At 64.2% G+C, this 22,318-nt stretch carries 19 protein-coding genes; 9 read left to right on the forward strand and 10 right to left on the reverse strand.

All coding sequences use genetic code 11. The annotated features are described in order from the left end of the window. Position 1: 1 nt before the first annotated feature. The 5 genes from G6N47_RS14710 to G6N47_RS14730 form a co-directional block, all read right to left on the reverse strand. Positions 2-1,147: a site-2 protease family protein gene (locus G6N47_RS14710; protein WP_083132515.1), complete on the reverse strand. Its 1,146-nt coding sequence runs from the start codon at positions 1,145-1,147 to the stop codon at positions 2-4. A gap of 62 nt (positions 1,148-1,209) precedes the next feature. Next, a complete protein-coding gene (locus G6N47_RS14715; protein WP_083132516.1) occupies positions 1,210-1,644 on the reverse strand; it encodes a CBS domain-containing protein in 435 nt (144 codons plus the stop codon). 82 nt (positions 1,645-1,726) lie between these two features. Continuing rightward, positions 1,727-2,623: a universal stress protein gene (locus G6N47_RS14720; protein WP_083132517.1), complete on the reverse strand. Its 897-nt coding sequence runs from the start codon at positions 2,621-2,623 to the stop codon at positions 1,727-1,729. Between the two features lie 38 nt (positions 2,624-2,661). After that, positions 2,662-3,327 (reverse strand): PIG-L family deacetylase, encoded by a 666-nt coding sequence (locus G6N47_RS14725; protein WP_083132518.1) that lies wholly within the window; start codon positions 3,325-3,327, stop codon positions 2,662-2,664. Positions 3,328-3,335: 8 nt separating this feature from the next. Continuing rightward, positions 3,336-4,061 carry a peroxiredoxin gene (locus tag G6N47_RS14730; RefSeq protein WP_372517464.1) on the reverse strand — a complete coding sequence of 242 codons (726 nt, stop codon included), beginning with the start codon at positions 4,059-4,061 and terminating at the stop codon, positions 3,336-3,338. Positions 4,062-4,477: 416 nt separating this feature from the next. On the opposite strand from G6N47_RS14730, the gene G6N47_RS14735 reads away from it, so the two are divergent. Next, a complete protein-coding gene (locus G6N47_RS14735) occupies positions 4,478-4,909 on the forward strand; it encodes an MmpS family transport accessory protein (RefSeq protein ID WP_083132519.1) in 432 nt (143 codons plus the stop codon). Then, on the forward strand, positions 4,906-7,812 hold the full coding sequence (locus G6N47_RS14740) for an MMPL/RND family transporter (protein ID WP_083132520.1): 2,907 nt from the start codon (positions 4,906-4,908) through the stop codon (positions 7,810-7,812). Before G6N47_RS14735 ends, G6N47_RS14740 begins: the two co-directional genes overlap by 4 nt. An 8-nt stretch (positions 7,813-7,820) precedes the next feature. On the opposite strand, the gene G6N47_RS14745 is transcribed toward G6N47_RS14740, so the two are convergent. Then, a complete protein-coding gene (locus G6N47_RS14745; protein ID WP_083132521.1) occupies positions 7,821-8,807 on the reverse strand; it encodes an NAD-dependent epimerase/dehydratase family protein in 987 nt (328 codons plus the stop codon). 188 nt (positions 8,808-8,995) lie between these two features. Further along, positions 8,996-9,367 (reverse strand): carboxymuconolactone decarboxylase family protein, encoded by a 372-nt coding sequence (locus G6N47_RS14750; protein WP_083132633.1) that lies wholly within the window; start codon positions 9,365-9,367, stop codon positions 8,996-8,998. 144 nt (positions 9,368-9,511) lie between these two features. On the opposite strand from G6N47_RS14750, the gene G6N47_RS14755 reads away from it, so the two are divergent. Together G6N47_RS14755 and G6N47_RS14760 are read left to right on the forward strand one after the other, a co-directional pair. Next, entirely contained in the window at positions 9,512-9,760 is a 249-nt protein-coding gene (locus tag G6N47_RS14755; RefSeq protein ID WP_083132634.1) for a metal-sensitive transcriptional regulator, read from the forward strand. A 68-nt stretch (positions 9,761-9,828) separates the two neighbouring features. Next, positions 9,829-10,242, forward strand: coding sequence for a DUF302 domain-containing protein (locus G6N47_RS14760; protein WP_083132522.1), 414 nt, complete (start codon positions 9,829-9,831; stop codon positions 10,240-10,242). Between the two features lie 378 nt (positions 10,243-10,620). Here the strand turns inward: G6N47_RS14760 and G6N47_RS14765 are convergent, their stop codons facing one another. Beyond that, the gene (locus G6N47_RS14765) at positions 10,621-12,714 is read right to left on the reverse strand and encodes an adenosylcobalamin-dependent ribonucleoside-diphosphate reductase (RefSeq protein WP_083132523.1); all 2,094 of its coding nucleotides are present in this window, start codon (positions 12,712-12,714) and stop codon (positions 10,621-10,623) included. Positions 12,715-12,738: 24 nt separating this feature from the next. Beyond that, positions 12,739-13,422, reverse strand: a complete 684-nt coding sequence (locus G6N47_RS14770) for a hypothetical protein (RefSeq protein ID WP_083132524.1) — start codon at positions 13,420-13,422, stop codon at positions 12,739-12,741. Positions 13,423-13,593: 171 nt separating this feature from the next. Between G6N47_RS14770 and G6N47_RS14775 the strand changes: the two genes are divergently transcribed. From G6N47_RS14775 to G6N47_RS14795, 5 genes are all read left to right on the forward strand, one after another. Continuing rightward, the gene (locus G6N47_RS14775; RefSeq protein ID WP_083132525.1) at positions 13,594-14,025 is read left to right on the forward strand and encodes an HSP20 family small heat-shock protein; all 432 of its coding nucleotides are present in this window, start codon (positions 13,594-13,596) and stop codon (positions 14,023-14,025) included. Between the two features lie 85 nt (positions 14,026-14,110). Further along, positions 14,111-16,144, forward strand: a complete 2,034-nt coding sequence (locus G6N47_RS14780; protein WP_179966385.1) for an erythromycin esterase family protein — start codon at positions 14,111-14,113, stop codon at positions 16,142-16,144. 24 nt (positions 16,145-16,168) lie between these two features. Then, positions 16,169-17,152 carry a 1-phosphofructokinase family hexose kinase gene (locus G6N47_RS14785; protein WP_083132527.1) on the forward strand — a complete coding sequence of 328 codons (984 nt, stop codon included), beginning with the start codon at positions 16,169-16,171 and terminating at the stop codon, positions 17,150-17,152. 81 nt (positions 17,153-17,233) lie between these two features. Next, positions 17,234-18,535: an acyltransferase family protein gene (locus G6N47_RS14790; RefSeq protein ID WP_083132528.1), complete on the forward strand. Its 1,302-nt coding sequence runs from the start codon at positions 17,234-17,236 to the stop codon at positions 18,533-18,535. Between the two features lie 126 nt (positions 18,536-18,661). Continuing rightward, positions 18,662-21,337: a GH92 family glycosyl hydrolase gene (locus G6N47_RS14795; protein WP_083132529.1), complete on the forward strand. Its 2,676-nt coding sequence runs from the start codon at positions 18,662-18,664 to the stop codon at positions 21,335-21,337. Here the strand turns inward: G6N47_RS14795 and ligD are convergent. Next, positions 21,321-22,313, reverse strand: a complete 993-nt coding sequence (ligD, locus tag G6N47_RS14800) for a non-homologous end-joining DNA ligase (RefSeq protein WP_232080215.1) — start codon at positions 22,311-22,313, stop codon at positions 21,321-21,323. The two genes, G6N47_RS14795 and ligD, sit on opposite strands and share 17 nt — an antisense overlap. Positions 22,314-22,318: the final 5 nt, after the last annotated feature.

Below are 22,318 nucleotides of genomic sequence, written 5' to 3' on the forward strand. Positions count from 1 at the left end.
ATCAATGCGTCTCGACGGAGTCCGCGCGGGGCCGCGCGAGCCGATACACATCGACCAACCGGGTGAGATCACTTGCAGTGACGATGCCGACGACACGACCTTCGTCGACTACCAGGGCGCGACTTTGCTGTGTGGCGCTCAGACGTTCCAGCAGCGCGGTGACCGGTTCGTTCGGTGCCGCCGTCGGCACGCGGTCCAGCGGCACGGCGATCTCGCCCACCAGGGTTTCGCCCCGCCGACCCGGCGGGACCTGACGCAGTTGGGTCAGCGTGACGAGCCCAGAGATCGATCCATCGCGATCCTGGACGGGATACGCAGAGTGCCGGTCACCGAGCAGATAGCGTTCGATGAAATCCGCTACCGTGATCCCGGCGGGTGCTGTATGCGGATGGGCGGTCATCGTATCGGCGACGCGCACTCCAGTGAGCGCATTTCGCGCCAAGATCTGCGTTTCATCGGTGTGTGCGGCAGTGAAGATAAACCATCCGATAAACGCCAACCAAATACCGGCAACAAAGGCTCCCGCCAGGAATTCCACGAATCCCAAGCCGATCAGGACGAGGGCGAGAGCCCGCCCCGCCCGCGCTGCGCCGACGGCAGCGCGAACGGGGTCACCGTATCGTCGCCAAAGCCACGCGCGCAGTACCTGACCACCGTCCAACGGTGAGCCCGGCAGCAGGTTGAACAGGCCCAGCAGCAAGTTGATCCCGGCCAGCCACCAGAACACGCTCGTCGCGATGTCGGGGCCGCCGATAGTGGCCAATCCCGCAGCGGCAGCAGCGAATCCCGCTGCCAGCGCCAAACTCGTCACCGGACCTGAAACGGCGATCCGGAAGGCTGTCTGCGGCGTCTTCGCTTGACCGCCCAGTCGGGTGATACCGCCGAAAAGCCACAGCGTCACATCGATCACCTTGACACCGGCACGCCGGGCGACAATCGCGTGCGCGAGCTCGTGAGCCAACAACGAGGCCAACAGCACCACAGCCCCGCAGGCGCCGGCGAACCAGTAGGTCGCAGCCGAGTACCCCGAAACTGCGCTGGGCAGAGTCGAAGCCAGGCTCCAGGTGAACAGCCAGAGGATGACCAGCACACTCCAGTTTGCGGTTACCGGAAACCCGGCGATTCTGCCCAGCGGAATACCGCCCATCGATCAGACCTCCAAAGGCATTGTGGTGCAAAGCTGTTGCGATGTACCGGTGATATCCACTGCTAGTGGCTGGTGAGGGCCTTGGGGGAAGACATCGCCTTGACGAAGCGTACGATTGCGTATTCAGGCAACAGACGTGCGATGTCGGCCTGAGCGACGATGCCGACCAGCCGGTGGCTCTCGATAACCGGCAACCGGCGGATCTGGTGTTCCTCCATGATGTCGAGCATTTCCTCGATGCTCGCATCCGCGTCGATGTAGTAAACACTGCCTTGTGCCAGCTCGCCCGCCGTCGTGGTCGTCGGATCCAGGCCCGCAGCCACGCATTTCGTGACCAGGTCGCGGTCTGTGATCATGCCGTGTAACCGGTCGTCGTCGCCGCAAATCGGCAAGGCACCCACATCGAGGTCTCGCATGTGTTGTGCTGCAACGGCTAACGTGTCGTGTTCACCGATGCAAGTGACATCGGTAGTCATGATGTCGCGTGCGGCGGTCATGGTGTTCTCCTCAGGTTGTGGGCCTCTAAGTCACAAGCTAAAGAGCAGGCCGACCTATCTGTAGGGTCGTTAGTCCTCTGAATCAGCGGCGACGGGCCACGATCACCGGTACCCGCGCTGCTTGTGCCACCGCCGTGCTCACCGATCCCAGGAGCATGCCTGCGAATCCACCCCGGCCATGACTGCCGACGACGACGAGCTGGGCGGACTTGGCGGCGTCGAGCAGGTGCCGGGTCGGGCGGTCCGCCACGATCCGACGATCCACGCTGACGTCGGGGTAGCGCTCCTGCCAGCCCGCCAGACGCTCGGCCAAAACTTCGACTGCGCCGGCCTGCTGGGCCGACCATTCGGTGCTGCCGATGTCGAACTCGTCGGCATCGCTCCAGGCGTGCAGCGCTATTAATTCCACGCCCCGCCAGGAAGCCTCGTCGAAGGCGATCGCGGTCGCCAACTCTGACGCCGGCGAACCGTCGATGCCGACCACCACCGGCAGTTGGCAAGGCTGCAACGACGGCGGGTTCTCGTCGTGAATCACTGCGACGGGGCAGTGGGCGTGATGGACCAATCCGGTGCTGACTGACCCCAGCAGAACCCGGTCCAGCAAGCTCTGGCCCCGGCAGCCCACAACCAGCATCCGCGCGTGCTTGGACAAGTCGACAAGCTCGGAAACGGGTTGGCCCAACAGCACTTCGCGATCAATCTGGGTTGGACTGAATTCGAGGCCGTCGACGATGCGTGTAGCACCGGCGATGATTCTCTGGCCCGTCACTTCTTGCTCAGGGCTGATTTCAGCAACGGCAGAGGCCGGGGGTCTACCAAACGCCGTCGGGCCCCAAGGCGCTGCGAAAATGACGTGTACGAACGTGAGCGGAAGCTCGCGCATCGCTGCTTCACGGACGGCCCACAGTGCCGCCGCCGTGGACGCGGGTGACCCGTCGACTCCGACTACGATTCCCTGGGGTGGCAAGCGGTTTGACATTTTCGACCTTCCTGTTTGGGGTTGGCCCGGACACAGTCCTACGCGTGAAGCCAACGCAGGTATTCGAAGGGGCCCAGTAGCTCGAGGCGTCGCCAGAGCGCGCTGGTCGGCAGGGCCTGACTGGCGTGGAGGCACACTGCCTGGTTCTGCCGGCTTCGATCGACCGGGACGACGAGGTCGATATCTGCGAGTCCATGCCCGATGAACGACATGCCGTATTCGCGATTGAGGATGTCCGCAACGGTGTCGGGCAGCGTCCAACCCAGCGTTGGCAGCGCAAGCTTCCTTGCGACCGCGGTTGCAGCAGCTGTTGCCTGCCGATGATCCGGGTGCCCGGTGACTCCCGTTGGGTCGAACACGAGCAAGCCTTGCGCACTGACCCTTTCCGCGAGGGCGATGGTCGGGATGGCCAACTCGTCACTGGACTTGTCGGCCAAATGCCCGTCGGGGTAATGCAACAGCTCCACCGTGGACACGCCGAGCGCTTTGGCCGCCGCGGCAAGTTCACCGGCCCGGATCTCGCCCAGGTCGCCCGCCACGCCTTGCAGAGTCGACGCCTCACCTCGGGTCAGGGAGAGCACAGCCAACTCCGCGCCGCGCTCAGCAAACGTAGATAAGATGGCACCCAGACCGAAGGATTCGTCGTCGGGGTGTGCGACCACGGCGAGAACGGATCGCCACGCGGGCAGTCCATTGGCGATCATTGGAACATCTACATGATCCGGATGGCGGATTCGACTTCCTGGGCGGACAGTTCTTTGGTGCAGAAGAACCAGTCCTCGCAGTTGATGCCCTCAGCGGACCCTTCCATTCGTTCCTGCGCGGCAGCCGAGGAGTCGGCCGTCGGCACGATGACCGGTTCGCCGGGACGCCAATCCGCCGGAGTGGCGACGCCAAAGTGCTCGGTTGTCTGCAGCGCCTTGACGATACGGAGTAACTCCTCGAAGTTGCGCCCCAGGCTCAGTGGGTAGTAGATGATCGCGCGGATCGTGCCCACCGGGTCGACCACGAAGACCGCCCGCACCGCCTTCCTGGAATCCTCACCCGGCATGATCATGCCGTATTTTCGCGCGATTTCCATTGAGACGTCCTCGATCAGCGGGAAGGTGACGTCGACGCCGGCGAAATCACGGAAGGTGATCTTCTCCCTGATCGTTCGCAGCCAGGCGATGTGGCTGTACAGCCCGTCGACGGAGAGGCCCACAAGCTCGGTGTTGTATGCGGCGAACTGCTCCTGCATCGACGCAAACGTGACGAACTCGCTGGTGCAAACCGGCGTGAAGTCAGCGGGGTGAGAAAACAAGATCACCCACTTACCCACGTAGTCGGCCGGAAAATGGATGTGGCCCTGGGTGGTGACCGCTGTGAACGCGGGAGCCGGGTCACCGATGCGTGGCATCTTGGTCGTGATGGCAGGCGCCTCTGTAATCGTGGTCATCGTCACGGTTCCTTCCTTGCGAAGCAGGGCATGCTAGCGACGCTAAGCAGCCGCCGGGATCGAATCAGGAGGCTTTGGTCCTCAACCGGTGGGCACTAGGGCCTACACCACTGCTGCACAACTACTTTCGCTGGTGCCGGGTCACCGGCTCACGTCGGGCGTGGGATCAACCCGTCGGCGGCGGGAAGGGCGTCGGCTGCGATCCGCCGCCGCCAAGCGCGGTGCGCACTGTCGAGATATCGGCGCGGAAGCCGTAGCCAATCCGAATGCAGCCACTCCAAATTATATACCCGGTGGGGTATAGTACCTCTCATGTGACGGAGGAGCCGAATGGGACGAATGACTCTGTTCGGCGCAGCGCAACGGGCGTGAAACTAGTTACCGAGGGCCGATGCCGCGAGCGAAGGGAAAGGTCCATGCTCACGATTCTCAAGCGCACGTGGGTACCGCTCGTGGTGGTGGCGGCGGTTGCTCTCGGCGGCGTTGCCGTCGACCGGCTGCGCGGTGTCTTCGGTTCCGACGAGATCTTTTCCGCGACCGGCAGCAGCGCCGAACCGTTGGTGCCCTTTCACGTCAAGGAGGTGACGTACGAGGTTTTCGGCCCCCGCGACACGACGGGCAGCGTGAGCTATTTGAACAAGGGCGCCCAACCCGAACAAGCGAGCTTCACCGCGCTGCCGTGGGCCCACACGATCACCACGACCGTGCCGGCCGTGATCGCCAACCTGGTGGCACAGGGCAACAGCGACAACATCGGATGCCGCATCACGGTCAACGGTGAGGTCAAAGACGAGCAAACCGGCGTCGGCCACCACGCCCAGACCTTCTGTTTGGTGAAAGCCGCATGATCACCGATCATCACGCCCGTCCGAAATTCATGCGGTTCGTCCGCAGGTTTGCGGTGCCGATCATCGTGGCCTGGCTGCTGCTGACGGTCGCCGTGAACGTGCTTGTGCCGCCGATCGAATCGGTCGCGAGAAGCCACGCCGTGACGATGTCGCCGCAAGATGCGCCGGCGATGATCGCCGCCAAGCGCATCGGCGCGAAGTTCCACGAATCGGATTCCGACAGCATCGCGATGGTGGTATTGGAAAGCGACCAACAACTCGGCGAGCACGCGCACCGGTACTACGACGGGCTGGTGGAAAAGCTGCAGGCCGACTACCAACACGTGCAGCATGTCCACAACGTGTGGGGGGATCCGCTGACTGCTGCCGGCGTTCAGAGCCGCGACGGCAAAGCCGCGTATGTCCAACTCAATCTGGCCGGCAACCAGGGCAGCACCTTGGGCAACGAGTCGGTCAAGGCGGTCCGCGACGTCGTCGACGGTTCAGCGCCGCCTCAGGGACTCAAGGTGTACGTCACCGGACCGGCGGCGCTGACCACGGACATGAACGAAGCCGCCGATAAGAGCATGTTCAAGATGATGGGTGTAACCGGCGTGGTCATCATGATCATGCTGTTCATCACCTACCGTTCGATCAGCACGGTGCTCCTCGTTCTGGTGATGGTCGGTTTCGAAATGGGTACGGCGCGAGGCGTTGTCGCGATCCTCGGGAACTACGGCCTGCTGGGGTTTTCCACATTCGTGGTGGCCATGCTGTCCTCACTGGCGATCGCGGCGGGAACCGACTACGCGATATTCCTCATCGGCCGATATCACGAGGCACGGCAGGCCGGCGAAGACCGGGAAACGGCGTACTACACGATGTTTCGCGGGACCTACCATGTCATCTTGGGCTCCGGGCTGACGATCGCCGGCGCGACTTTCTGCCTGCACCTGGCGCGACTGTCGTACTTCAAGGCGCTGGGCATCCCGTCCGCGCTGGGGCTGCTCGTGGTGATAGCGGGAGCGCTGACCGTGGGGCCGGCCGTTGTCGCGGTGGCCAGCCGGTTCGGGCTGCTGGAGCCGAAGCGGATGGCCAAGACCCGCGGGTGGCGGCGCATCGGCGCCGCGGCCGTGCGTTGGCCCGCTCCGGTGTTCGCCACTTCGTTGGCCATCGCCATCGTCGGCATCCTGATCATGCCGAGCATGAAGGTCAGCTACAACGATCGCTTCTACATACCCCACGCTCTGCCCTCGAACGTCGGATATACGGCGGCAGAGCGCCACTTCAGCGCAGCCACAATGAATCCCGATATCCTGATGGTCGAAAGTGATCACGATATGCGGAACACCGGCGACATGATCATCTTGGATCGGATTTCCAAAGACATCTTCCGTTCACCGGGAATCGCGATGGTGCAAAGCATCACCCGGCCGTTGGGCGGGCCGATTGAGCACACGTCAATACCGTTCCAGATCAGTGCCGGGTCGATTCCGATACGAGAGAACCTGCAGTTCATGAAGGACCGGTCGGCCGACATGCTCACGATGAGCAACGACCTCGGTGCCATGATCAGCTCGATCGAGCGCATGTACGGCCTGATGGGACAGATGAGCGATACCACGCATCACATGCTCGGCGACATGAACGAAATGAAGGCCACCGTGGACGAGATGCGGGACCATCTAGCAGATTTCGACGATTTCGCGCGACCGTTCCGCAGCTACCTGTACTGGGAGCCGCACTGCTTCGACATTCCCGTCTGCTGGGCGTCGAGATCGGTGTTCGAGGCAATCGACGGTGTCGACAAGTTCAGCGACGACATGAGAGCGCTTTTGAACGACGTGAGCAGCATCGACACGATACTGCCGCAGATACGCCAACAGTTCCCGCCGATCATCGCCGTCGCGCAATCCATGCGCGCCAGCTTGCTGACCATGCAGAGCAGCTTCTCGGGTTTGATCACGCAAATGTCGAAGATGACCGACACGGCGAGCGCGATGGGTGAGGCGTTCGACGCCTCCAGGAGTGGCGACTACTTCTACCTGCCGCCAGAAGCATTCGACAATCCTGACTTTCAGCGCGGTCTGAAACTCTTCCTGTCGCCGGACGGCAAGGCCGCGCGGTTCATCATCACCCACGACACCGACCCGGCAACCCCGGCAGGCATCTCGGCGGTTATGCCGGAACTGACCGCCGCGCATCAAGCGGTGAAGGGTACCAACCTGACCGACGCCAAGTTCTACCTCACCGGCACTGCGGCCATCTACCGCGATATCCAGTCGGGTTCGCACTACGACCTGCTGATCGTCGGAATAGCTGCGCTCACACTAATTTTCGTCGTCATGGTGATGATCACCCGTGCCCTGGTCGCCTCCCTGGTGATCGTCGGAACGGTGTTGATCTCGCTGGGCGCAGCCTTCGGGCTCTCGGTCTTGGTCTGGCAGTACATTTTCGGGCTGGCGCTGAACTGGATTGCGCCCGTGTTCGGGTTGATCATCCTGCTGGCCGTCGGCTCCGACTACAACCTGCTGCTGGTGTCGCGGTTCCAGGAGGAAATAAGCGCGGGACTGAAGACCGGCATCATCCGTTCGGTGGGTGAAACGGGCCAAGTCGTCACCGCGGCGGGCCTGGTGTTCGCCTTCACCATGATGTCCATGGTCGCCAGTGATCTGCGCTCCATCGGCCAAGCCGGCAGCACGATCGGGCTGGGCCTGCTGTTCGACACCCTGGTCGTGCGCTCGTTGATGACGCCCTCGATTGCCGCGCTATTGGGACGCTGGTTCTGGTGGCCGCTGCGGGTGCGCCCGCGCCCGGCCAGCTCCATGCTTCGCCCGTTCGGACCACGACAGCTGGTGCGGTCCCTGCTTCTGGGTGAGAACGGGGAGGTGGCAAAAACCAACCTCCAGAGCTCCGCCCGTTGACGCCCGGGTCACAGCGATGCGGTCAGCGCCTGCAGCGCCTGGGCGGCGGTGTATCGCGGCGTCCAGCCGAGTTGCGTCTTGGCCTTGGTGGTGTCCATCACCAGCGGCGTGCGCAAAGTTTGCAACCACTCCACGAAGGACGGAACGAACGGTAGCCACGCGATGGCCGCAGCCGCGAACGTCGCTGCGGCGGCTGGTATTCGCACTGGCCGCCCGCCGAGCGCCGCGATCACCCGGGACGTGGATACCACGCCGTCCCCGGCGATGTTGTAGGCACCCGGCGGCGCCGCGGTGGTGACCGCGCACGCGATGGCCGTCGCGACGTCGGTGGGATGTACCAGCTGCAGCGGAGTGCCGGGGTCGGGGATCAGCGGCTTGAGAATCGGCAGCATCCGGGTCGCGCCGGCCAGGTAGGGGACCTGGTTCCACGGCATCGCCTCGGCCAGTAGGCGTGCTCCGGGGCCGGCGACGATGCACGGGCGCAGAACGAATGCCTGCAGCTGTGATCCGGTGGTGGCTTCGGCGAGCGCGGCTTCGCAGGCCGCCTTCTGTGCGGAATAGTAGTGCGCCGCTGAGCCCCGGGGCGGGACCTGCTCGGTGAGCGGAACGGGATTGTCGGAGTGGTAACCGTATACGGCCACCGACGAGGTGTACACCAGGCGACGCGGGCGCCCGTGAGCGGCACCGGCTGCACAGGCTTGGAAGACGTTGCGACAGCCGGTCAGGTTGACGCGTCGAGTCTCCTTGCGGGAGCCCATGATGACGAATGCGAGATGGAGCACCACATCGGCGTCGGCAATCAGCGCGGCCACCGCGTCGGGATCGCCGATGTCGCCCTGTTGGTAGCTGGTCTTCGTCCAACCCAGTGACGACGGGTCGAAGGGCCGGCGCGCCATGCCGACGATGCGGTCCACCGCCGGATCGCTTTCCAAGGCCAGCACCGCCGCGGTGCCGATCTGTCCGGTGGGGCCGGTGACGGCCACGCTCAGTCCCATGAAATACCGCCTTCGCTAAGGCGCTGAAGGCTTTTCAGAAAGTTGTTTTCGTCTTCGAGCATGCGCCGGTCACCGGTCGAGAGCGCAGAGTCTTTAGTCCCCGCCGTCGGCGCTCAAGGTCCCGAAACGACCGCTCGGTATCGACGGTCGGTTGACATCCTTAGCTGTGTCGGGAATAGGCGGTGAACTCAGCCCGCCGTGGTGCCGACCTCGGCGTCGGCGAATTCGCAGAACGCGTCGTACGCGCGAGCGCCGTAGATAGTGGCCGGCCCGCCATGCATTTGAATGCTGACGCCGATGGCCTCGGCGGCTTCCTGTCTTGTCGCTCCAGCGCGGGCCGCCCCCCGGGCGTGTGAGGCAATGCAGCCGTCGCATCCGGCCACAATGCCGATGGCCAGCGCGATGAGCTCCTTGGCCTTCTTGTCCAATGCGCCAGAAGCCAGTGCAGCCGTCTGCATCTCTGCGAATCCGCGGTAGACCTCCGGGATCATTTGCCGCAGAGCGCGGTGCTGGGGATTCAGGTCGTTGAGTACGTCGTGGTAGTGGTTGTTGTCGTTCATGTGCTCCATGATACGGATACCCTAGGGGGTATACAAGTCGAAAGTGGACTTTGCGTGTCACGGCAATCGGTTATACCCCCTGGGGTACGATGGTCTTGTTGGATTACAGAAGGGGCGTAAGCAGTGAAGCGTGACGAAGAGAGCATGACCGCGGTGCTCAACCGGTTGCGGCGAGCGCAAGGACAACTCGCCGGGGTGATCTCAATGATTGAGCAAGGCCGGGACTGCAAGGATGTCGTGACGCAGTTGGCGGCGGTATCTCGCGCGCTGGACCGGGCCGGATTCAAGATCGTCGCAAGCGGCCTTCGGGAGTGCATCAGTGGTAGCGGCCGGAGGGGCGCGTCAGCGCTAACCGAGGCCGAACTGGAAAAACTGTTCCTCGCTCTGGCCTAAGCCTCACCGAGCATGGCCCGGTCCAATATCGTCCGTCGAGAACGTCCTTTGACATTCAAGGAGTACCAATGACTTTGGCTTTGAGCACTAGACTTCACACTTCTTTCCAGGACGCCGTGGAGCGGACCAGTCAGGCCCTGGCTGATCAAGGTTTCGGCGTGCTGACCACAATCGACGTCAAGGCCACGCTGAAGCAAAAGCTTGGTGAGGACATGGAGGACTATCTGATCCTGGGCGCCTGCAACCCGGCGTTGGCGCACCGGGCCCTAGCGGTGGATCGCCAGATCGGCCAGCTATTGCCGTGCAACGTCGTGGTGCGAGCCGACCCCCACGGCGACGCAGTTCTCGTCGAGGCCATGGACCCGCAAATCATGGTCCAGGTGACCGGGCAACCAGGAGCGCTGCAGGATGTCGCCGACCAAGCCGCCGCCAAACTCCACGCCGCCATCAGCGCACTCGGCCAAGCCGGTGAGACAAACTAGCGCCATGCGACAAAACCGATCCGCGAGGGCGACTGTGCCCCAAGCATTCCGGAGGCCGCCGGCCACCATCAGCGGCAGCGCGACTCCGGTCGTGGACGGCCTCACGGTACAAAAGCCGGGTGGTCAGTCACTTTGCGGGGCAATAGGGGATCTGCTCGAAGGCGGATTCCCCGTCTTGGGACGGTGGGTCAAACGAGGTCCTACTGAACCTCATTACTTCCTGCCCTTCGAGCAGATCGCAATACCTACTGTCCGCTTGCACCGTTCTGGGCTGTAGGGCCGAAGGTCCTTTCGTCTACGTCCGAAGGTCCCGGCGTACGCTGGCACGCATTGGTCGGGTCGACGGTCATCCCAAACCGCGGGTAGGTCTGCGCCCGCTCAGAATTCACAGATGCGGCCAACACAGCCGCCGGCGAAGTCGCTGTCGGCCTGCGGAATTGCGGGTTCCGGCGCGGCGAAGCTGAGTACCTGGCCTTGGCGGCTGCCGTAGCGGTAAACGGTGATGCCCTTGGCTTTTGCCTTCCAAGCAGCCAGGTAGATCCGGCGAATATCCTCGACGGTCGCGTCGGCGGGCAGGTTGATCGTCTTGGATACGGCTGCGTCGACATGGCGCTGGATGGCGGCCTGCATGCGTAGATGCCACTCGGGTGCGATCTCGGCTGCGGTGGGGAAGGCCGCCCGCACCTCGGCCGGCAGGTGCGGATAACCACGCACGCCGCCACGTTGTGCGATCTCGGTGATCAGTTCGTCGCGGTAGAAGCCGCGGTCGCGAGCCAGCCGGTCGAAGCACGGGTTGACCTCCAGCAGGTGCCTGCCCATGATCGCGCGGGTGAAGGCGATCGCGAACATCGGCTCGATCCCGGCGGTGGTGCCGGCGATCAGTGAAATCGTGCCGGTCGGGGCGATCGAGGTGATCTGAGAATTGCGCAGTGGCCCAGAGCCAGCCCACCGGCTGTCAGCGATCGCCGGAAACGAGCCACGCTCGTCGCCAAGTTGCGTCGACACGATGTGTCCCGCCTGCTGGATGCGGCGAGTGACTCGGCCGGCCAACCGTACGCCCTGTTCGCTGTCGTACGGGATGCCCAGGCTGGCCAGCATTTCTGCTAACCCCATGACACCCAGCCCGATCTTGCGCGTCGCCCGGGTGGCTTCGCCGAGTTCGGCAAAGGGGTAACGGCTGACGTCGATGACGTCATCGAGGAACCGAACCGCCAGCCCCACGACCTCGGTCAGTCGATCCCAGTCGACGCGTCCGTGGCTGGTCATGCGGGCCAGGTTGATAGACCCGAGGTTGCAGGACTCGTAAGGCAGAAGTGGTACCTCGCCGCACGGATTAGTCGCCTCGATTCTGCCCAGGCCGGGCAGCGGGTTGGCGCGGTTGATGGTGTCGACAAACACCAGTCCCGGGTCGCCGCAAGCATGCGCCGCTTCGCAAATCGCGGCGAACAGCTGCGCTGCGCGCACCCGGGCGACCGTTTTGCCGGTTCGGGGATTGACCAAACGGTGGGTGCCGTCGCGTTCGACGGCCCGCAGAAACGCGTTGCTGACACCGACGGAAAGGTTGAAATGGGTGAGCTCGTACGGTGATTGGGCCTTGGCAGTGACGAAATCGTAGATGTCTGGGTGCGAACAGTCCAGCACGGCCATGCACGCACCGCGGCGACGCCCGCCCATCGAGACCACGCTCGCGGCGGTGTCGTATAGCCGGAGGAACGATACTGGGCCGCTGGCCGTGCCGCCGGTGCCGGCCACGCGATCGCCCGCCGGCCGCAGATGGGTGAAGGTGTAGCCGGTGCCACCACCGGCACGTTGAATCTCGGCTGCGTGCCCGAGTGTGGTGAAAATCGAACGAATCGAATCCTCGACGGGCAGAACAAAACATCCCGCGAGCAAGCCAAGATCGGTGCCGGCGTTCATCAGCGTCGGCGAATTCGGCAGGAACTCCAGTCTCCGCAGCCGCGTGGAAAATTCTTCAGCCCAGCGCCGCGATGAGCCGCGCTGGTAGCGGTCCTCAGCGGCGGCGACAAAGGTCGCTACCCGGTCCATCATCTCGCCCGTCGACTCCACCGGGCGGTCGTTTTCGTCGCGGAGCAGGTAGCGTTCCCGCAGCACGGTCGCCGCTGCCAAACTCAGCTTGAGCTCATCGCGTACCTCCAACAGCTCTTTGGCCGAACGTAATTCGGCGCGGCGCTGCCGGTACAGGATGTATGCGCGCGCCACGTCGTCGAAGCCGGCCGCAGAGAGCTTCTCCTCGACGAGATCCTGAATTGCCTCGACGGTCGCGGTGTCCCGCCGTCGCTGTGCCAGCGAATCGGCAACCGCGGCAGCCACGCCGGCGGCCAGGTCCGGATCCGGCCTTCCGGTTTCGCGTGCCGCCCGCGCGATCGCGGTTTCGATCCTGGCCAGGTCGAAGGTCACCAGCCGCCCGTCGCGCCGGCGGACCCGCGCCGGCCACCGGACAGCAGGGCGCATTGTTCTCATCGTTCGAGTATCGGACTATCGAGCAGGCTCGGCGCTACGCGACTGCGTCGCGGCGCCTTCATTCTCCAATTGTCGACGCCGGTTCTCGGCGCGGCGCTTGATGCCGGTGAGCATGCCGCGCGTCAGCAATGCGGTAACCGGGCCGGCGAATTCGACCGCAAGTACCTCTCCGGGGTGGCGCATTCCAGCCCGGCGGCGAATGACCAGCCGGCAACGGTCCTCCCAGTGCGGCATGACGTGGAACGACCACACCGAGTCCCAGGGGAGCTCGGGAGGCCTAGCCCGCAAGACAATCCGCTGTTTCGGTACCAAGTCCGCCACACGCAACACCACGCCGTCGCGCAGACCCATCCAGCCCTCGGGTGCCAGTCGGACGGCATCGCCGACGTCGAGCCGCTGCCACTCCGGGTGGATACGATGAGCGTTGCGGAATCGCAGTCGGATCAAATTCTCCAGCGCCTCGAAGCTATAAAGACCACCGCGATCCTGGCCCATCTGCACCAGCCAGGGCCAAACCTCATCGACGGACGCATCGATCGATACCGCCTCGGTTGTCTGCACCGCCGGGGCTTTCACCAGCTCGTCGCCGGGCAGGGCCATTTTGCACTCTTCTTTGGTGGCCCCCCAATTGCGGTAGTAGCGACGGGCAGCGTACAAGCATGCACCTAACAACCCCAGCCGAACCACGGTGTGCCTCATGGCACAACGCTTTCCAGACGTGCCACGGGTTCGATAGGGCCGGAAGTCCTCTGTTGCCCGGGAGTTAACCAATGGCCCGGTGACGTAGGACTTCCGCCCCTACTGCGGCGTCGGGTCGGGGTGGTCGAATCGCTGCGTAACCAAATCCGATCTGTCCGAAGGAGGCAAACTATGACCGCCCTTCCCGTTCAGCGTCAGCCGCGCTCGCGATTTCGGGAGTTCTCTGAGCTGTTCGCGGCGTTTCCGTCGTTCGCCGGGCTTCGTCCTGTTTTCGACACCCGGTTGATGCGGCTCGAAGACGAGATGAAGGAGGGCCGCTACGAGGTGCGCGCCGAGCTCCCCGGGGTTGACCCGACCAAGGACGTCGACATCACCGTGCGCGACGGACAGTTGACCATCAAGGCCGAGCGCAGCGAGAAGAAGGATTTCGACGGCCGTTCGGAGTTTTCCTACGGCTCGTTTGTCCGCACCGTGACACTGCCGCCCGGCGCCGACGAAGATGACGTCAAGGCAACCTATGACAAGGGCATCCTGACGATTTCGGTGGCGGTTTCGGAGTCCAAGCCCGCCGAAAAACACGTGCCGATCGCGGCAGCGAGCTGACGTGATTCCCAGCGGGCCCGCGGCGGTTTCACTTGCCACCGCGGGCCCGCACCACCGCAATACCGCAGGTTGGTGAGCACCCACGATGACCAGAGGGATCCGCACCCGAAAATCCGTAAGGGACCGGATGTTTCGCGACCGCCGTGAGGCCGGCCGCGTGTTGGCCGGTCTGCTAGAGGCTTACCGCGACCGACCCGACGTCGTTGTCTTGGGCCTGGCCAGGGGAGGAGTGCCGGTCGCGTGGGAGGTCGCTGCCGCGTTGCACGCGCCCCTGGACACATTCATCGTGCGCAAGCTGGGTGTGCCAGGCCACGAAGAATTCGCGGCCGGCGCACTCGCCAGTGGTGGTCGCGTCGTAATCAACGACGACGTGGTGCGAGGCCTGCAAATTACTCCCCAGCAGTTGCGGGATGTCGCCGAGCGAGAAGGACGCGAGCTGATCCGGCGGGAAGCGGCCTACCGCGACGGCCGCAAACCGATCGACGTGGCCGGCAAAACCGTCATCCTCGTCGACGACGGACTGGCCACGGGCGCCAGTATGTTCGCCGCGGTGCAAGCCCTGCGTGAGGCCGAACCGGCACACATCGTCATCGCTGTACCGGCTGCGCCCGAGTCCACCTGCCGCGAATTCGCGGGCCTCGTCGACGACATGGTGTGCGCGTCGATGCCGACCCCGTTCCTGGCGGTCGGAGCATCGTTCTGGGATTTCCGACAGGTCAGCGACGACGAGGTCCGTACGCTACTGGCCACCTCGACGACCGGGGTGGCGACGACGTCGGTTGCGGAGACGGCAGCTGAGATCATCGGGCGAGTCGCCGTCGACGCGCCCGGTGGTGTACCACCGGGGGAGGTGTTGTCCGATTTGATCGGCGACGCGCGGATCGTGCTGATCGGCGAAAGCACGCACGGCACCCAGGAGTTCTATCAGGCCCGGGCCGAGATCACGAAGTGGCTGATCGACGAGAAGGGGTTCTGCGCGGTGGCCGCGGAAGCGGACTGGCCGGACGCCTATCGGGTCAATCGGTACGTGCGTGGTCAGGGCACGGACACCACCGCCGAAGAGGCATTGCGGGGATTCGAGCGCTTCCCCTCGTGGATGTGGCGCAACGTCGTGGTCCGCGACTTCGTCGAGTGGCTAAGGGGCAACAACCGGCGACGCGAAGCACAGTATCGTCGCCAAACGGGTTTCTACGGTCTGGATCTCTACAGCTTGCATCGGTCGATGCACGAGGTGGTCTCCTACCTGGACCGGATCGACCCGATGGCCGCGGCTCGCGCGCGGGCCAGATACGCCTGCTTCGACCATTCATCGGCCGACGACGGTCAGGCGTACGGATTTGCGGCCGCCTTCGGTGCCGGCCCGTCGTGTGAGCGGCATGCCATTGAGCAGCTCGTCGACATCCAGCGCAACGCGCTCGACTATGCACGCCGCGACGGACTGCTTGCCGAGGACGAGCTGTTCTATGCGGAGCAGAACGCACAGGTAGTACGCAACGCCGAGCGTTACTACCGCGCAATGTTCGGCGGTCGCGTCACGTCGTGGAACTTGCGCGATCAGCACATGGCCCAAACGCTGCAGGCGCTACTCGCGCACCTGGACCGCCACTACGAGGTACCGCCGGCGCGAATCGTGGTGTGGGCGCACAATTCCCATGTCGGCGATGCCCGCGCGACCGAGGTATCCGCGGACGGCCAGCTGACGCTCGGTCAGCTGGTCCGCGAACGCTACCGCGACGACTGCCGGCTGATAGGGTTCACCACCTACACCGGCACCGTGACCGCAGCCAGCGAATGGGGCGGGGCGGCCGAACGAAAGACGGTCCGCCCAGCGCTACCCGGCAGCGTGGAAGAGATGTTCCACGAGACCGGCAAGAGCGCGTTCATGGTGTCTTCCGACAGTGACGCTACGGCAGCGTTGGATATGGTCAGGCTGGGTCGTGCGATCGGTGTGATCTATCTGCCGGCGACGGAAAGACAAAGCCACTATTACCATGTTCGGCCCGCGGATCAGTTCGACGCGATGCTCCACATCGAGAAGACCGAGGCGCTCGAGCCGCTGGAAATGACCAGCCAATGGATCACCGGCGAGACACCCGAGACCTACCCAACAGGCCTGTAGGCCGCGCGCATCGGAGCAACCCGAATGATCAAACGCATTGCGCTCAACGGACATCGAGCCACGATCGTAACGTTGACGATGAATCCTGCCCTCGACATCACGACCAGCGCCGATCGGGTGCTGCCTACTGACAAGATCCGCTGCCGCGGTACTCGCTACGACCCTGGCGGCGGCGGGATCAATGTGGCGCGCGTCGCGCGTGTACTCGGTGCATCCGTGTCGGCGGTCTTTCCCGCCGGCGGACCAGCCGGCGATATGCTAGCGAATCTACTTGTCGGGGAACAGGTTCCGTTCCACAGGGTCAGAATCGCTAGCTCCACCCGGGAAAGCCTCACCGTCAATGAAGAAAGCAGTGGGCAACAATATCGGTTCGTGCTTCCTGGACCGCAGTTGACTTTCAGCGAACGCGCGCAATGCCTCGACGAACTTCGCATGGCGGCCAGTTCTGCGAGGTTCGTGGTGGCAAGCGGCAGCTTGCCACCAGGCGTGCCCGCGGAGTTCTATCAATCGGTAGCAGATGTCTGCCGGGAACTCGGTGCGCGACTGGTTCTCGACACGTCCGGCACCGGCTTGCAGCACATCACATCCGGGGTATACCTGCTCAAACCTAGCGTGCGAGAACTACGTGAGTGCATCGGGCGTGACCTCGGCACCGAGGCAGAGCAAGTCGACGCTGTGCAAGAGCTGATTGCGCGGGGCGTCGCCGAGGTCGTCGTGGTGTCGCTGGGCGCCCAGGGTGCCTTGTTGGTCACGAAACAAGGGGCCCAACGGTTTCCGGCGATTCACATGCGTTCCGGTAGCGGGGTGGGTGCGGGAGATGCGATGACCGCTGCGGTTACGGTCGGATTGTGCCGCGGATGGCCGCTCGCCAAGTCGGTCCAGTGCGGGATCGCCGCCGGTGCCGCGATGCTGATGACACCGGGGACGGCCGTCTGCCGCCGTGACGACGTCGAGCGTCTTTTCGAACTCGCCGCCGAGCCGGTGGATCTCAGCTCAGTGAGCCGCTAGCTGCTCCGATGCCGCTGGCAGCTCCGAGAAAGGCTCAGAGGAGGTTGATATGACGATAGCCCCTCTGACTTGCGACCTCTGATGGGCCACGCAAACACCACGCGCCCGGTTCGCGATCTGGCGGTGGACTTTTACCGGGTATCGGGCGTGGCCCTCATTGTGCTGGGACATTGGCTGTTGTCCTGCGTGACATACCACGATGGGGACTTCGGTCGGCAGAACCCGCTCATCGATTTGCCGTGGACACAGTGGCTGGTGTGGCTATTCCAGGCGGTGCCGGTGTTCTTCCTGGCCGCCGGCTACGCCAGCGCGGTGTCTTGGACGCATCGGTGTGCCGACGGTATGCGACAGCACGCCTATATTCGGCATCGACTGGCCCGAGTACTCGGCCCGACGGCCGTGTACGTCGGGCTGGTGTCGACAGTTGTGGTGATTCTTGGCATCCGGGGTGTGGCCCGTTCCGCGCTGGATTACGCCGGTTGGGCGCTAGCGATGCACCTGTGGTTCCTCGCCGTCTACCTGCTTGTGGTGTCGTTGACACCCATCGCGATTGCCGCACAACGCCGTTGGGGACTGTTGGTGCCGGCTGCGTTGGCGGTTGGGGTCGTGGTGGTGGACATCGGCTCGGTCGGCGCCCACGTGCCCTATCTCGGCATGGTGAACTACCTGCTGTGCTGGGGGACGCTCTACCAGCTCGGGATCGCTTGGCGTGAAGGGCTGCTGGTGGGCCGTAGATCCCTGCTGCTCGCAGCCGGGTCGGCAGTCGCACTGGCACTGCTGATCTGGCTGGGACCTTACCCGATCAGCATGATCGGCGTGCCCGGCCAAGCGGTGCAGAACTCGTCGCCGCCCACGGTGGCGATGCTGGCGTTCGGGTGTGCACAGGCCGGCGTAGCCATGGCGGTGGCACCTCTGCTCAACCGTGTGCTGCGCCCCAGTCCAGCCCAATGGATCCTGCGCACCGCTAACAACAATGTGATGGCGCTTTACCTGTGGCACATGGTGCCGGTCATCATCGTGGTGCTGGTCGGCTACCCGACCGGGTTACTGCCGCAACCGATCGAGGGAACCGCGGCGTGGTGGCTGGCCCGGCTGGAGTGGGTGCTCGTCCTCTGTGTCGCGACAGGGGTTGAGATGGCAGTGTTGAGTTGGCGGCGAGGCTTTTTCGCAGCACCACTACCCGTGTTCGGTGCGCCGGTCGCACATCGCTGGGTCGAACCGATCATGCTGGCCGGGGTCGCGATGGCGGCGTATGGCCTGGGGCTGTTCTCCGCTACGGGTTTTGCTCCAGGGGGCCATTTTCCGTGGGTCACCGGCCTTGCCTTCGGTGTTGGGCTGGTCCTGGTGGCGCTGCGAACCGCAGAGATCGATCGTCCCGGATGACGCTTTCCGTGGGCCTGAGCAAACTGCCTGCCAGGCAACTGAATCAGCGCGTTGCGGCACATCACCGGTGCGGTTGAGAGAAGCTTGAGGTGGCGGTTAGGGGCGGCTCGAGAGGAACAGGCAGCTATGCGGTCGCGGAGGGCCATTGCCGCGCTGACAGGCGTGGTGATTCTCGGCGTCATGCTGATCAGCGCCCCGCCCACGGCTTACGAATACGAGCCCGTGTTCGTCGCGAACCCGGTCGAGTACGTCGACACCCTGATCGGTACCGGGACGGGAGGCGAGACGGTCGGGGAGATCAACGACTTTCCTGGCCCCTCGGTGCCGTTCGGTATGGTGCAGTACTCGCCGGACACGGTCGACACCTACGCCGGTTACGACTACGGCGTCGAACGCTCCACCGGATTCAGCATGACCCACGCCTCAGTGGGTTGCGCAGCGTTCGGGGATATTTCGATGCTGCCGACCACTACCGCGATCGGCACGCAGCCGTGGGAAGCCGCCGAACAGATCGCTCACGGCGACGCCGAGGTAGGTGTGCCCGGGTATTACACGGTGCGGTTCCCCAAAACCGGTGTGACTGCGGAACTCACCGCCACCACCCGTACCGGCGTCGGACGATTCAGCTACCCGCACAACGGTCGGCCCGCCCTGCTCTACGTGCGCTCCGGTGGGTCACTCGCGGGCAACTCGGCAGCGAGCATCCAGGTCGTCCAGGACAACACCACGATCACCGGATCGGCAACCAGTGGGGGATTCTGCGGCAAAAGCAACGTCTACACAGTGTATTTCGCGATGAAATTCAGCCGGCCGTTCACGTCGTATGGCACCTGGGACGGCTACTCGGTGTATCCCGATGCCCGCAGCGCGTATTCGAGTTATCGAGGGTCCAGCGGGGGGTACGTGGAGTTCCCGGCCGGCTCGGTGTTCGAGGTCCGGACCGCGTTGTCCTACGTCAGTGTGGACGGGGCGCGTGCGAACCTTGCCGCCGAGGGCGGCGCGAATTTCGACGATGTGCGCGCCGCCGCATCGAGCGAATGGAACGCGGCGCTATCGCACATCCGGGTGGCCGGCGCCGATGACAGCGACCTGACGACCTTCTATACGGCTCTTTATCATTCGTTGTTGCATCCCAACACCTTCAACGATGTCGACGGTCGCTACATCGGATTCGACGGTGTCATCCATACCGTGGCCAGGGGGCATACCCAGTACGCCAACTACTCCGACTGGGACACGTACCGGGGTGTCGCCGCCCTGCACGGACTGCTGTTTGCGGAGCGAGCCAGCGACATGGCGCAATCGCTGGTGAACGATGCCGAACAGAGCGGGGCGTTTCCACGTTGGGCGCTGGCGAATACCGCGACCGCGGAGATGACCGGAGACAGCGTGGTACCGCTGATCGTCAACCTGTATGCGTTCGGCGCCAGGGACTTTGACGTCAACACGGCACTGCGCTACATGGTCGACGCGGCAACCACGGGCGGCGTCGGGCGGGGCGGTTATGTGGAGCGGCCGGGAATCGCCACCTACCTGCAGCGCGGCTACCTGCCGACGACAGGGACGTCTTGCTTGAGGGGTTCGATTCCCGGCACCTCGATCACCCTCGAGTGGTCGGTCGACGACTTCGCGATCTCCCGGTTCGCCGATGCGCTGGGCAATTCCGCTGCCGCCACGGAATTCCAGAACCGCGCACAGTATTGGCAGAATCTGTTCAACCCCACCACCCACTACATCTCTCCGCGCAATGCCCTCGGTTTCTTTCCCGAGGGTCCCGGGGTGGTTAAGCCCGCTCCGGGCTGTTTCAGCCAGCTCGGATACGACGAGGGCAATGCCGAGCAATACATCTGGTGGGTGCCGCACAACATCGCCGGCCTGGTGACCGCGCTGGGCGGCCGAAAGGCGGTCGCCGATCGGCTGGACCGCTTCACCAAACGGCTCAACGCGGGTCCCGACCAGCCGTATCTGTGGATCGGTAACGAGCCCGACTTCGGGGTGCCGTGGCTATACAACTACATCGGTCAACCCTGGAAGACCCAGCGCACGGTCGACCGGGTGCGTAGCAAACTATTTGGCCCCACACCCGACGGGGCGCCGGGCAACGATGACCTCGGCGCGTTGTCCAGCTGGTACGTCTGGGCCGCACTCGGGCTGTACCCGGCCACCCCGGGGACATCGATCCTCACCGTGAACACGCCGCTGTTCGATCGCGCCGAAATCGAGCTTCCCGCAAGCAAATCCATCCGGATCTCCGCGCCGGGGGCTTCCGGGGCGCATCGCCTGAAGTACATCGACGCTCTCAGCATCGACGGCCGGCCCACCGGTCAGACGTCACTTCCCGAGTCGATCGTCCGCACCGGTGGCGAGCTTGGCTTCGCACTCTCTGCCAAACCCAACACGGTCTGGGGCACCGCCGAATCCGCCGCGCCACCGTCGTTCGGTGCGGGCAGCGTGGCCGTGACCGTCAACGTCAGGCCGGCCGTCGTCGCGATTGCGCCGGGAGCCACCGGAACCGTGACCGTAGACGCGCAACGGATGATCGAGGGGCCAGACGACTACACCGTCACCGGCACGTCCTATACCGCGGGGATCACGGCATCACCGGTATCCGGTGCCTTCGCCCCCGACGGATCCGCCAGCCGGAGCCTCACGATTGCGGTGGCCCAGTCCGCGCCCCACGGCTACCACCCGGTCGATCTCACCACCGTCGTCGGCGGAACCGGTAGGACCTTTATGCTCTCGGTCGCGGTTGGCCAGGCCGGCGTGGACGAATGGCTGACCGGCCTCAGCGTGTCTCCCTGACCACCTGGCGAGGGTCCTTGTCGGTACGTAGGCCGGTGTAGCGCGGGTGGCGCAGCTTGCTATCGCGTGTCCATTCGGTAAAACCCACCTGTGCAACGAGTTTTGGCTGTACCCAGTGGATGTCGGCGGAGCGGACCGTCCCACGGGTGAAAGGCGAGGCGTCCCGCTCGATGGCAGACAACCGCTCGTGCAGGCTTCGCAACGTGACCGTGTCGAAGCCGGTCCCCACCTTGCCGGCATACACCAGGTCGGTCCCCTCGTAGTAGCCCACCAAGAGCGCGCCGAGCCCGACTCGACTACCCTTCGGCGCGGTATAGCCGCCGATGATGAATTCCTGGTCGTGAACGCACTTGAACTTCAGCCAATTTGGCGAGCGCCGGCCCTCGTAGGGCGAGTCGGCCCGCTTGGCGATGACGCCTTCATCGCCGCGCTCGCATGCTTCCCGGTAGGCGTCCTCGCCGTCTTTGACGCGGTATGTCGTATGGCGCAGCGGATCGTGAAACTCAAATGCGTTGTAGAGCAGCTGTTTCCGCCAAATCAGTGGCAGGGCAGTGGTGGCCTTGCCGTCGAGGTGCAGCACGTCGAACAGGTAGTAAAACACGGGTATGCCGCTGCCCAGGGCCCGGTCGGGATCGGTGATACCCAGTCGGCCCTGCAGTCGCGCGAAGCTCGTGTGCCGTCCTTTGAAGGCCACGATTTCGCCGTCGACAACAAACCGGGGAGCGGCCTGCGCGCGCAGCGCATCGACGAGTTCCGGATAAGTCGCGTTGAGAACCTGGCGATTGCGGGACATCAGCCGCACCCGCCGGCCGTCGCGATACGCCAGGCACCGCTCCCCGTCGAGCTTGGGTTCGAAGATCCATCGCGGATCAGAGAACCGCCGCTGCGTCAGCGTCGCCAGCATCGGAGCGCGCCAGTCGGGGACCGCCTCGTCGTGCAGCAAGGTGCGCACCTTGGCGGGCAGTTCGGTAAACACAGCGA

The organism is Mycobacterium branderi, assembly GCF_010728725.1.
GTDB classification, from domain to species: Bacteria; Actinomycetota; Actinomycetes; order Mycobacteriales; family Mycobacteriaceae; genus Mycobacterium; species Mycobacterium branderi.